Origin of the sequence: Proteus sp. fly-1013 (assembly GCF_040140245.1) — a bacterium.
Taxonomy (GTDB): Bacteria; Pseudomonadota; Gammaproteobacteria; order Enterobacterales; family Enterobacteriaceae; genus Proteus; species Proteus mirabilis_B.
Genome location: NZ_JBEEWD010000006.1, coordinates 288,362 through 300,180, shown reverse-complemented (window position 1 = coordinate 300,180; position 11,819 = coordinate 288,362). Strand labels below are relative to the sequence as shown.

11 protein-coding genes are annotated in these 11,819 nt (G+C 36.5%); 5 read left to right on the top strand and 6 right to left on the bottom strand.

Translation table 11 applies throughout. The annotated features are described in order from the left end of the window. Positions 1 to 17 precede the first annotated feature (17 nt). On the top strand, positions 18 to 2,468 hold the full coding sequence (gene glgP, locus ABN236_RS13575) for a glycogen/starch/alpha-glucan family phosphorylase (protein WP_194952531.1): 2,451 nt from the start codon (positions 18 to 20) through the stop codon (positions 2,466 to 2,468). Between the two features lie 84 nt (positions 2,469 to 2,552). Here glgP and ABN236_RS13570 read toward each other — a convergent pair whose 3' ends face one another. Next, positions 2,553 to 3,203: a helix-turn-helix transcriptional regulator gene (locus ABN236_RS13570; protein WP_088495552.1), complete on the bottom strand. Its 651-nt coding sequence runs from the start codon at positions 3,201 to 3,203 to the stop codon at positions 2,553 to 2,555. Positions 3,204 to 3,296: 93 nt separating this feature from the next. On the opposite strand from ABN236_RS13570, the gene ABN236_RS13565 reads away from it, so the two are divergent. From ABN236_RS13565 to ABN236_RS13550, 4 genes are all read left to right on the top strand, one after another. Next, positions 3,297 to 4,712, top strand: a complete 1,416-nt coding sequence (locus ABN236_RS13565) for an MFS transporter (RefSeq protein ID WP_349474220.1) — start codon at positions 3,297 to 3,299, stop codon at positions 4,710 to 4,712. A 139-nt stretch (positions 4,713 to 4,851) separates the two neighbouring features. Then, positions 4,852 to 5,619 carry a type III secrection system effector, WxxxE family gene (locus ABN236_RS13560; protein WP_349474219.1) on the top strand — a complete coding sequence of 256 codons (768 nt, stop codon included), beginning with the start codon at positions 4,852 to 4,854 and terminating at the stop codon, positions 5,617 to 5,619. A 76-nt stretch (positions 5,620 to 5,695) separates the two neighbouring features. Further along, complete coding sequence (locus tag ABN236_RS13555) at positions 5,696 to 6,097, top strand: RidA family protein (RefSeq protein ID WP_349474218.1); 402 nt, start codon at positions 5,696 to 5,698, stop codon at positions 6,095 to 6,097. After that, the gene (locus ABN236_RS13550; RefSeq protein WP_349474217.1) at positions 6,090 to 7,058 is read left to right on the top strand and encodes a threo-3-hydroxy-L-aspartate ammonia-lyase; all 969 of its coding nucleotides are present in this window, start codon (positions 6,090 to 6,092) and stop codon (positions 7,056 to 7,058) included. The genes ABN236_RS13555 and ABN236_RS13550 overlap by 8 nt, the downstream gene beginning before the upstream one ends. 122 nt (positions 7,059 to 7,180) lie before the next feature. On the opposite strand, the gene ABN236_RS13545 is transcribed toward ABN236_RS13550, so the two are convergent. The 5 genes from ABN236_RS13545 to ABN236_RS13525 form a co-directional block, all read right to left on the bottom strand. After that, positions 7,181 to 8,092 (bottom strand): dihydrodipicolinate synthase family protein, encoded by a 912-nt coding sequence (locus ABN236_RS13545; RefSeq protein ID WP_349474216.1) that lies wholly within the window; start codon positions 8,090 to 8,092, stop codon positions 7,181 to 7,183. An 18-nt stretch (positions 8,093 to 8,110) separates the two neighbouring features. Beyond that, positions 8,111 to 8,716 (bottom strand): dihydroxyacetone kinase subunit L, encoded by a 606-nt coding sequence (locus ABN236_RS13540; protein WP_349474215.1) that lies wholly within the window; start codon positions 8,714 to 8,716, stop codon positions 8,111 to 8,113. A 2-nt stretch (positions 8,717 to 8,718) separates the two neighbouring features. Next, positions 8,719 to 9,714: a dihydroxyacetone kinase subunit DhaK gene (locus ABN236_RS13535; protein ID WP_349474214.1), complete on the bottom strand. Its 996-nt coding sequence runs from the start codon at positions 9,712 to 9,714 to the stop codon at positions 8,719 to 8,721. Between the two features lie 148 nt (positions 9,715 to 9,862). After that, a complete protein-coding gene (locus ABN236_RS13530; RefSeq protein ID WP_088495545.1) occupies positions 9,863 to 11,353 on the bottom strand; it encodes a tripartite tricarboxylate transporter permease in 1,491 nt (496 codons plus the stop codon). A gap of 15 nt (positions 11,354 to 11,368) precedes the next feature. Continuing rightward, the gene (locus ABN236_RS13525; RefSeq protein WP_194952540.1) at positions 11,369 to 11,806 is read right to left on the bottom strand and encodes a tripartite tricarboxylate transporter TctB family protein; all 438 of its coding nucleotides are present in this window, start codon (positions 11,804 to 11,806) and stop codon (positions 11,369 to 11,371) included. Between the last annotated feature and the right edge of the window lie 13 nt (positions 11,807 to 11,819).

The following is an 11,819-nucleotide window of genomic DNA, read 5'->3' as shown; positions in this document are numbered from 1 at the left end:
ACAAAAAGAGATTTATAATGAAAAATTTATGTGAATTTGATTATTTATCACCTGATAAGGATATTGAATCATTAAAGCGTTCTATTGTTTATAAACTAATGTTTATCGTTGGTACGTCGCCAAAATATGCAACACCAACAGATTGGTTAAATGCAACCTCTTACGCCATTAGAGACCGTTTAGTTGAACGCTGGTTAAAATCAACCAAAGCGGAGCTTTCACCGAAAGTAAAACAGGTTTATTACATTTCGATGGAATTTCTTATGGGGCGTTTTTTAACCAATGCCATGCTCTCTTTAGGTGTTTATCACGAAGTTAAAGAGGCATTAAAAGAGTTAGGTCTTGATCTTGAAAAACAAATCGAACTTGAGCCCGATCCTGGTTTAGGTAATGGTGGTTTAGGCCGTTTGGCTGCTTGCTTCCTTGATTCTTGTGCCACATTAGGTTATCCCGTTACAGGTTATGGTATCCGTTATGAATACGGAATGTTCCGCCAGCAAATTCAAAATGGCGAACAACATGAAGTTGCGGATAACTGGCTTGAAAAAGGTAATCCTTGGGAATTTCCTCGTCATGATTTGCAATTTGAAGTAGATTTTGGCGGGCGTTTACAGCAAGAAGGCGAGAAAAATTATTGGGTTGATACCTTCAATGTGATGGCACAACCTTATGATTCTATTGTTCCGGGTTATAACACACAAGCGACAGATACCATTCGTTTATGGTCAGCTAAATCAAATGTGGCGTTTAACTTAGGTAAATTTAATAAAGGTGAATACCTAGAGGCAACAGAAGCAAAAGATCGCTCTGAAAATATCTCTCGTATTCTCTACCCTGATGATTCAACAACATCAGGTAAAATGTTGCGTTTACAACAAGAATATTTCTTAGTAAGTGCTTCTGTTCAAGATATTTTGCAACGCCATTATCATCTGCATCAACGCTTTGATAATCTAAAAGATTTTATTGCAATTCATCTTAATGATACTCACCCTGTTCTTGCCATTCCTGAGTTAATGCGTCAGCTAATTGATAATCATGGATTTAGCTGGGATGAAGCATGGGAACAAACCATTCATATATTCTCATACACCAACCATACATTAATGGGTGAAGCATTAGAGACTTGGCCTGTTGATATGCTTGGTCGTTCACTTCCTCGCCATTTACAAATCATCTTCCAAATCAATGATAAATTCTTGAAACAAGTTAGAGCCCAGTTCCCTAACGATAACGACTTATTACGTCGTGTTTCTATTATTGATGAAGAGAATGGCCGTAATGTTCGTATGGCATGGTTAGCGGTTATTATTAGTCATCAAGTTAATGGTGTTTCTGAACTTCATAGCCAATTAATGGTGCAATCTTTATTTGCTGATTTTGCGATGATCTATCCTAAGAAATTCTGCAATATCACCAATGGGATCACACCACGCCGTTGGTTGGCATTAGCAAACCCTTCTCTCTCTAATGCAATTGATAGCCATATTGGTACAAATTGGCGAACCAATTTAGAGCAATTAGGTGAATTAATGCCATTGGTGAAAGATAAAAATTTCTTGCACCAATTAAAAGATTCAAAACGTATCAATAAACAAAATCTTGCGCAGATCATTAAGGAAGATTTAAATATTGATATTAATCCTGATGCGCTGTTTGATGTACAAATCAAGCGTATTCATGAATATAAACGCCAACTTCTCAATGTGTTAGGCATTATCACTCGTTATAATCGCATTTTAGAAAATCCAGAGAAAAACTGGGTGCCTCGCGTATTTATTTTTGGAGGTAAAGCTGCATCAGCTTATTATAATGCGAAAAAAATTATCAATCTTATCAACGATATTGCCTGTAAGATTAATAATGACGAGCGTATTAAAGATAAACTAAAAGTGATCTTTATTCCTAACTACGGCGTAAGTTTAGCGCAACACATTATCCCCGCAGCAGATTTATCTGAGCAAATATCATTAGCAGGAACAGAAGCTTCTGGTACAGGGAATATGAAATTTGCCCTAAATGGCGCATTAACTATCGGTACACTTGACGGTGCTAATATTGAAATTGGTGAGCATGTTGGTTTTGATAATATGTTTATCTTTGGTCACAATGCGCAAGAAGTGGCAGAGTTAAGACAGCGTTATTCCCCTCGTCGTTATTATGATGAAGATATCGAATTACACACTGCGCTTAACCAAATCGCTAATGGCTTCTTTAATCCAACTTGCCCTGATAAATACAAATCAATTTTCGATAGCTTAATTGAGTTTGGCGATCATTATCAGGTATTAGCCGATTATCGTAGCTATGTTGATACGCAAGATAGTGTTGATGTGCTTTATCAAGATGAAGAGGCTTGGTTGAAAAAATCTGCGTTAAATATTTGCCAAATGGGCTATTTCTCTGCGGATCGTGCAGTAACAGAATATATGCAAAGAATTTGGAAAGCTTCTGCGATTACATTGTAAAAACTAAGCTAAATTTCTAAGGACAGAACAGTAACCGCGCTTTATTGCGCGGTTTTTGCTTTTATTGTTTAAGTCTTAATAAAATTAGATTTTAATACGGTAGGCACAACGTCTTGCGCCTTCTAAAATATATTCAACACGTTGTAGTTCTACCCCTAGTGTTTCAGAAAATAGCTCTTTTTCCGTATTACAAAAACCTTGGCATACTTTAGCTGCTGCACAAATTGGGCAATGATCTTCAATAAAAAGATATTCGTTATCTTTTACTTGCTCCCAATGTGCCATATAACCCTCTTGGCTACGCAGTGTGGCTAAAATATCTAAACGTTCTGTGAGTTCATCCGCATCTTTTATTGCTTGTGTGTAGCGCTGATAACTCTGTTTCTTTCGTGCTAAAATAATTTTTTCGATAGCACTTTCACCCAATTCTTCACGAATAGTTAGTAAAATCTGAGCGGTTAATTCAGCATGGGTATCAGGAAATTGTTTCTGCCCTAATTCGGTTAAATGCCAATATTGAATAGGTCTTCCAACACCTTTTGGCTCGGTAATCGCTTCAACAAATCCTGCATTAGCAAGTTTTACAAATTGTTGTCTTGCTGCTTCACTACTTGTACCAAGACGTTGCCCAATTTCATTTGCTTGCATAGGTCCATGTTTTTTAATTAAAAATAGAATTTTATCGCCAACAGTACGTTGCGCAGGATAATTATATTCCAAGTTTTTTCTTGACATATTAAGCGTCTCAGTATTTATTTATCCAAGTTTTATCTTGGTAATTTAACGAAGCTATGTCGTAATAGCAATAAAAGAAGGATATTTTTTCTAATGCACCCAAATAATAATAGCCAATGGCGTGATCTCTTTTCAGGGCGGAATGGTGCAATCTCCTTTGCCCTCTCTTTTGGTGTCGTGATCCACGCGATTAATATTTTAATGGCAACCACTATTTTGCCTTCTGTTGTAACAGATATTGGTGGAATGGGATTATATGCATGGAATACTACGCTATTTGTAGCTGCTTCAATTATTGGCTCAGTATTGTCTGCTCGCTTACTTAATTTATTAGGTGCTAAAGGCGCATATTTAGCCGGTACGGTATTATTTTTTATTGGCAGTTTGTTATGTGCAATAGCACCTAAAATGGAAGTCATGCTTATTGGTCGATTTGTTCAAGGCCTTGGCGGTGGGCTTTTATTTGCCCTTTCTTACGCCATGGTGAATATCGTTTACGATCAAGCATTATGGCCAAGAGCAATGGCATTAATTTCAGGTATGTGGGGTGTTGCTACACTAATTGGTCCTGCTATTGGTGGTATTTTTGCTCAATTAGATGCTTGGCGTTATGCCTTTGGTATTATGTTACCTATCATGTTTTTTTATGGTATTTATCTGTGGTTTATCTTACCAAAGAATGACAGTGACGCTCCAAAATCAACATCACAAAGCTTGCCTTATCTTCAGTTAATCATTTTAACAGCCGCAGTTCTGCTTATTTCATCTGGTAGCCTTTCTTCCTCACTTACCATTAATTTGCTGAGTATCGTAGTGGTGTTTGGTTTAATTGGTGTGCTTATTTTTTGTGAGAAACGCCTTAGCGTTCGGTTGCTACCCACTAATACGTTTAAAGGTCTCTCTTTACATGCACTTTTGTATTTAACTATTTCGTTATTAGCGATTGGCATGACTTGTGAGATCTTTGTCCCTTATTATCTACAAAGCTTACATATGCAAACGCCTTTAGCTTCAGGTTATATGAGTGCATTAATGGCATTAGGCTGGACAGTTGCTGAAGTAATTAGCGCAAGTTGGCAAGGCGCTAAAATGCGTTTTAGTATTTTGAGCGGCCCTATTATTGTTTTTATCGGTTTACTTGTGTTGGCTTTTGTTATTCCAAACCCACTACTGGGATCAGAAAACGCGGTTAGTCTTTTTATTATTTTATTTGCCTTGTTCTTAGTGGGCTATGGCATTGGTTTTGGTTGGCCTCACCTATTAACACGTATATTACAAGCAGCTTCCACACAAGATAAAGATATTGCTGGTGCCTCTATTACAACCGTACAACTGTTTGCAACCGCTCTAGGCTCTGCATTTGCAGGTATGATAGTCAATTTAAATGGCTTTAATAGTGGTACTCCTGAAGGACTCTCTTCTTCTGCATCTGCTCTATTCTTATTTTTAGCATTAGCGCCCTTAATAGCCATTTATACAGCCTGGAAAATAACGCGTTGCTCTTATTAAACCTTATTTTTAATGTCATATAAGAAACAAAAGAGGTGATATATTTTCATCTCTTTTTTATTAAATCCATCGGTTTTATTTATGAAAGAACTTATTTTTTATTCTGTCAAAATTCCTTTTAATGACAAAAGGAATTTTTATGAAAAATATTTTAGCAAAATTTGTAATTGTAAATAACAAACAGAATAAAGTTAATGATAAAGAACCATTAAATACTTATGGGAATTTTTTAAATAATATCAAAAATATTAAAAATACCTATTTAGACATCTCCATAGCTAATTGTGATAAAAAGAAAGAGATTACCGTCGATATTGCAAAAATCAGTAAAGAGTTAATATCAAAAATACGAGATTTTTATACACCAGAAGAAATATCTTCTTATAGGGTTGATATAAAAAATCAAGTAAAATCAATGGAATTACTAAATAAAGCTTATAAGAAGGTAGATAGCGATATTTTAGGTTGGTGGAGAAATGAAAAGAAAATTCTCCCTTCTTCAATAATTCATCGGGCAATTGATAATTTATACCACGATAACAAAATTATTGTGAATAAGGAGGCGAAACAAATTTTATTTTTTTTAATCTCTAACCAATTTAAGTTGGATTTAGATAAAAATGCAGCTCAAAGTACAATGATCCAGCATTTACAAAATATCCCTGAAGTCGTAAAAGCAATAGATGATTTGGGAATTTCTGATAATTCATATTTAAAATACGAGATTTATTGTTTATTGGCTGGAAATATCTACAATTTTTTATCCGGTAATGAAAATAAAGTTGATTTTTCTAAAATAAAAGAAGCGATTAAAGAAATAGCACAAAGAAAATTTGCTACTTCCAAAAATGAATTAACTCATCCTCCGTTTTATTCGGGATATACTCTGGCATTTTGTGAAAAGTAAACTATTGATCTAAAGTTAGACATTGTGTATAAATAAGTATACATTTTATCTAACTTAAGTGAAATAGGAAACCACAATGACCTCACATCTTACACTACAAAATATTGATGCTCTCTCATCTCCTGGTGGGCATTACTCTCATGTTGTTACTGCAAATAATATGTCGTTTGTTTCTGGGTTATTGCCCTTAGATAAACAAGGTAATCCATTGGCAGACAAACCCGTTGAAGTCCAAATCACACAAGTGCTTGAAAACTTAAATGCTTGTCTTCTCGGAATTAATGCAAAGAAAACCGATGTTGCTCAAATTAAAGTCTATGTGACAGATATTAACGAGTGGCCTATTGTTAATGAGCTATATGCAAAATGGATTGGTGAACACAGACCAGCAAGATTAGTCGCAGGTGTAAAAGAACTGCACTTTGGAAGCAAAATTGAAATTGAAGCCGTGGTGATCAAGGAGCAATCTCATGAATAAGTTGCCTACTCCTACCTATAAAGATGTTGCACAAGCTCATCAACGTATTCTGCCTTATCTTAATAAAACACCTGTTTTAACCTCTCGTACGATAAATGAGCTAACAGGGGCGCAATTTTATTTTAAATGTGAAAACTTTCAACGAATGGGTGCATTTAAATTTCGTGGTGCGATGAATGCATTATCTCAATTTAATGATCAACAACGTAAAAATGGTGTTGTGACTTTCTCATCAGGTAATCATGCTCAGGCAATTGCCTTATCGGCGAAGTTATTAGGTATTCCTGCAACAATTATCATGCCTGAAGATGCACCAAAGGCAAAAATGGACGCAACAAAAGGCTATGGTGGTCGTGTGATCACTTATAATCGTTATACTGAAGATCGTGAAAAAATTGGGCAACAATTAGCACAAAAAGAAGGTCTAACATTAATTCCACCTTACGATCACCCTCATATTATTGCGGGACAAGGTACTGCTGCCAAAGAGCTGTTTGATGAAATTGGTGAATTAGATATGCTATTTGTTCCATTAGGTGGTGGTGGATTACTTTCTGGCTCTTTATTATCAACCAAAGCCCTCTCACCAGATTGTAAAATATTTGGCGTTGAACCTTTAGCCGGAAATGACGGACAACAATCATTACGCAAAGGCGAAATCATTCATATTGATACTCCGAAAACAATTGCAGACGGCGCACAAACTCAGCATCTAGGCAATTATACTTTTGAGATCATTCGTAACAATGTGGATGATATTTTAACTGCAACAGATGAAGAGTTAATTTCGGCTATGCAGTTTTACGCTCAGCGAATGAAAATGATTGTAGAGCCAACGGGTTGTTTAAGTTTAGCGGCAGCTCGTCAATTCGGTGATAAATTAAAAGGTAAGAAAATTGGTATTATTATCAGCGGCGGTAATGTCGATATCGCGCAATATGGCCACTTTTTAGCACAATAAACCATTGCACCTTATGTATATTTTGATATTAAAAAAGCAGTATAGAAAAGCCTATACTGCTTAAAAGGATCAACATACAACCAATTAGCTAAAATAACGGGGACGTTTATTTGACCACTATTTTAATTAAGTGAAAAAGTGATACCTGCTTGTTTACATAATTGGGTTAGATTTTCTTTTAATTGTTGATTTTCTTCAGACAATAAATCAAGTTGTGGCAAACGCATATGACCACCATCTAAACCACGCATAGTTAATGCTGATTTAAATATTGCCATATTCGCACCAGACTTAAGTGCATCACTAAATTTCACACAAAATTGTTGCCAGTGTTTCGCTTCTTGATAATGACCTGCGATATAGGCTTTATACATATTCACAAATGGCTCAGGGAATACGCAAGCACAACCTGAAACTGTACCATCACAACCTGCATCTAATAATCCTAAGAATAATTTGTCGTAACCGTGAAGAACTGAAAAACCCTCTGCAACAGCAAGGTAACTTAATGTTGTATTGTTATCAGCAAAACTGTATTTAATACCAATTACATTTTTACACTGTTGTTGTACTCTTGCCGCTAATTCAGGCTTTATATTATTTGCGGCACATTGTGGAATGTTATACAGGTAAACAGGGAAATTATCCGGTACGCTGTTTGCCACTGTCACAAAATAGTTTTCTAATTCTCTGTCTGTCGCACCAAAAAATTGTGGCGTTACCACACCAATACCATCAGCACCAATTTCAACTGCGTGTTTGGCTAACTCAATGGTTTCATTTAATGTCATTGCACCAACATGAATAAAAACAGGTAAACGTTTATTCGCTGTTTCGACAACGGTTTTTGCAACATTTTTACGTTCTAATGCGGATAAACGCAACATCTCGCCCGTTGTACCACAAGGATAAAGACAATCGACACCCTTGGTTACTAACATTTCAGTCAATGCAGATAACGCTTTAATATCCACTTGATCGTTCAAATCAAACGGAGTAACCATTGCCACTGTAACGCCAAATAATTTTTTCATATAAAGACCTTTATTAAATCAGATTGCTTCAACAATAACTTTAATTGCCAACATGCCCGGATCATCTAAACCAATCGATTTTTCTGGGAACATACGAGCTCGACCTAATAAATTAGGTTTTTGGCGAAATTCATTAAGCGTACTCTCAACACTTTGTAATGCCGCTGCTTTTAGATTATCGATAGCTAAAATGGGGTTTAGCGCTTCAGATAAATGGTAAAGAATATCGAGTACAGATTTTTGCCCTAATTCCCCTTTTCCTCTCGCCATCATGCTTTGATATGCGACCGTTAATAATGGCGAAATGTCGGAAGATGATATTTCGTGAAGCTGGTTTTCCTTGCAATATTTTGCCATTGCCATAAAAGCCGTTGCTTGCAATGTACCAAAAGAAGAAGCACAGGCTTTTTGTAATGATTTACTGCATTGAAAAAGTGCTTTGCTGAGATCATCTGGCCAATCTTGTGAATCATCGGCAATTTGTCGCCAGCCTTTTTGCATGGTGATCCCTAGATCCCCATCACCTAGGCGGCTATCTGCTTCACACAGCATTGGTTGAGATTGCTCACAGGCGATAGCGATACGCAAAACCGCTTGTTTGAGCATTTCAAGTGTAATATTCATCGTTATACTCTCCAGAATGCACAATGAGCCGGCGCACTCATTAAGGCTTCTAGCTCATCATCTAACTTACACAATGTTAAGCTTGCCCCTGTCATTTCCATAGATGTGGCATAACGACCGACCAATGGATGCACAATAGTCGCACCTGTTTTATTAATCAGTTGTGCAATTTTGTTGTACAGAATATAAAGTTCTTCTAATGGCGTTGCGCCTAAAGAGTTCACTAATACAGAGACTTTATCCCCTGTTTTTAATGATAATTCTGCTTGTAGACGCTCAAACATTTCTTGTGCAATATCATCCGCACTGCGTAATTTATCACGCCAAATTCCCGGCTCTCCGTGAATGCCCATCCCCATTTCCATCTCATCTTCACCAATTTCAAAAGTAGGATGTCCTACTGCGGGTAAGGTGCAAGATGTCAACGCACAGCCAATAGTTCGGGTATTTTCCATGGTTTTTTGAGCAATACGCGTGACTTCATCAAGCGTTGCACCTTCTTCTGCTTTGGCACCTGCCATTTTAAAACCATAGATCATCCCAGCAACACCACGGCGTTTGTGCGCCTCTTCTGGTTTTGCTGAAGCTACATCGTCAGCGGCTAAAACGGTTGTACAACGAATATCATCTTCAAAATCAACCGTTTCAGTCGCCATATCAAAATTCATGATATCGCCACCGTAATTACCATAAAGTAGCAATACGCCTAATCCGTTGTTCGCCTCACGAATAGCATCTGCCATTAAATCGGCAGAAGGCGAAGCAAAAACATCACCTACGGCGGCGGCATCTAATAAGCCATCACCGACATATCCTGTAAATACAGGTAAGTGGCCTGAACCTCCACCAGTTACAATACCCACTTTGGGCTTATCTGTTTTTTTAGAACGAGTAATCAATCTTGGCTGTGGTTGGTAATAAATATCACTATGAGCTAGGCATAAACCCGCTAATGTTTCATCGACATAATTTTCTGGCTTATTTAATATTTTTTTCATGTGATCACCCGATATTTTTATTTATCTGCTGATTTCTGACATCTTAAATAAACTGGCTTTATTTAAGATGAGTTTTCCCTGATACTTAAAAAAGTATCTCTCTATAATTAAACGTTTAGTAATAAATATTGAGTATTAAATAGGTTATTTATTTGGCTTTAAATGCACCTCTAATTTGCATCACGACAATGAGTAGAAATACACTTGCTAATACCATCGAAATAGGTCTGTTAACGAAATTAATTAAGTCACCATCAGATTTCATTAACGATGAGAGTAAATTTTTTTCTAACATTGGCCCTAAGATCATGCCCAAAATAATTGGTGATATTGGAAATTTTCGTTCTTGAAGAAAATAACCGATAACACCCATTACCAACATAACAACAATAGAAGACATTGTATTTGTGATTGCGTAAGAGCCGACAAGACTAAATAAGATAATTGCTGGATAAATAATCGCATTATCAATAGCAACTATCTTTTTCAATAAGTTGACAACAATAAAAGCAATCGGTAATAAAATAAGGTTAGCGATAAAGAAGATAATAAAAACGGCATACAACTTATCAGGGTTGAATAAAAACAGTGTTGGCCCCGGTTGCATATCTTTCATATACAATACACCGATAATAATTGCAGCCGCAGAATCGCCCGGAATACCAAAAACTAAAGATGGGATCCAACTCCCTGCTAAGCTTGCGTTATTACTCGCAGAAGCATCAACAATACCTTCCTCAGAGCCATGGCCATATTTCTCTGGTTTTTTGGAAAGCTTTTTTGAAACCGCATAAGAGATCCATGCTGCAATATCGGCACCAGCACCGGGTAAAGCACCAATTAATGTTCCTATTATTCCGCTACGGAAAATACCGCCCTTACGCTGGCGAACAACGCCACCAATCCCTTTAAAAATATTGTAAGAGTTATTTTCGGCATTTACTTCACTTAGCGTGATTTGCTTTTCTTTCCAACGTTCAACGTAATATTTAATTGCACCTGAAATGGCAAATAATCCTATCATTGCTGGAATAAAGCTTACTCCTTGCATTAAAGAGACTTCACCAAAAGTAAAGCGTGCTTGTCCGGTAAATTCATCGTAACCAATAGTCGCTAATGCAATACCAAAAAACAGTGCTAATAAGCTTTTTCGAATATGTGAGCCTGAAACAATGGTTGCACAGCTAAGTCCAATTAAAGAGAGCCACATATATTCATAAGAGCTAAATTTTAAAGCAAACTCAGCTAAAATTGGGGCTGTGGACGCTAATATAATCGTACCGATAACGCCACCAATGACAGAACTTGTTAACGACATACCTAATACACGGTTTGTTTTACCTTCTTTAACTAAGGAGTGTGCATCATTGGTATAAGCCGCCGATGCAGGTGTACCCGGAATATTTAATAAGGCACCAGGAATATCACCCGCAAATATAGAAGAGGCTCCGACAGAAATCATTAAGGCTAATGCAGGAATGGGATCAAGAAAAAAAGTAAATGGTACCATTAATGCGATTGCCATTGTTGATGTCAATCCGGGAATTGCACCAACAAATAAGCCAAATAAACAAGCACCAATAACGACAAGTATTGTTGTGTAATCAATATAAGCAAGTGCGCTAATTAATATATCCATACTGTTGTTCTCTATTTATGAAAATAGCTGAGGTAGCGGTACTAACAGTACAGCGGTAAATAAGTAATACACACCTAACACCACACTGGCTGAAATAATAAAACTATATATAGGTTTTGTTGTTGCATATTTCATCATTAACGGTGCTGTAATAATTAGACCCGTTAAAATAAAACCTAGATAATCTGATGCCAAAACATAAAAAAGAATAATGCCAATAATTAATAAGACAAATTTTATTTCATGCCATGAAACTAATGGAATATCACTTTCTTGATCACGTGAAAATATATCTATTAATGAAAATATAATCATGCCACCGCCAATAATAGAAGGCATAAATGCGGCACCATATTCACTAAAATCACCTAATGAATACGCACTATAAACAATAAGAAATAAACCAAAGCAACAGAATATTAGCGATAGAATATGACGATTTAGCATAGGCATAAAAACGGCTGTT

Bases quoted from the DNA above. Each gene is read 5' to 3' on its own strand.
- ABN236_RS13565 (WP_349474220.1), top strand. From the start codon at position 3,297: ATGCACCCAAATAATAATAGCCAATGGCGTGATCTCTTTTCAGGGCGG.
- ABN236_RS13540 (WP_349474215.1), bottom strand. From the start codon at position 8,716: ATGAATATTACACTTGAAATGCTCAAACAAGCGGTTTTGCGTATCGCT.
- ABN236_RS13535 (WP_349474214.1), bottom strand. From the start codon at position 9,714: ATGAAAAAAATATTAAATAAGCCAGAAAATTATGTCGATGAAACATTA.
- ABN236_RS13555 (WP_349474218.1), top strand. From the start codon at position 5,696: ATGACCTCACATCTTACACTACAAAATATTGATGCTCTCTCATCTCCT.
- ABN236_RS13530 (WP_088495545.1), bottom strand. From the start codon at position 11,353: ATGGATATATTAATTAGCGCACTTGCTTATATTGATTACACAACAATA.
- ABN236_RS13560 (WP_349474219.1), top strand. From the start codon at position 4,852: ATGAAAAATATTTTAGCAAAATTTGTAATTGTAAATAACAAACAGAAT.
- glgP (WP_194952531.1), top strand. From the start codon at position 18: ATGAAAAATTTATGTGAATTTGATTATTTATCACCTGATAAGGATATT.
- ABN236_RS13550 (WP_349474217.1), top strand. From the start codon at position 6,090: ATGAATAAGTTGCCTACTCCTACCTATAAAGATGTTGCACAAGCTCAT.
- ABN236_RS13545 (WP_349474216.1), bottom strand. From the start codon at position 8,092: ATGAAAAAATTATTTGGCGTTACAGTGGCAATGGTTACTCCGTTTGAT.
- ABN236_RS13570 (WP_088495552.1), bottom strand. From the start codon at position 3,203: ATGTCAAGAAAAAACTTGGAATATAATTATCCTGCGCAACGTACTGTT.
- ABN236_RS13525 (WP_194952540.1), bottom strand. From the start codon at position 11,806: ATGCCTATGCTAAATCGTCATATTCTATCGCTAATATTCTGTTGCTTT.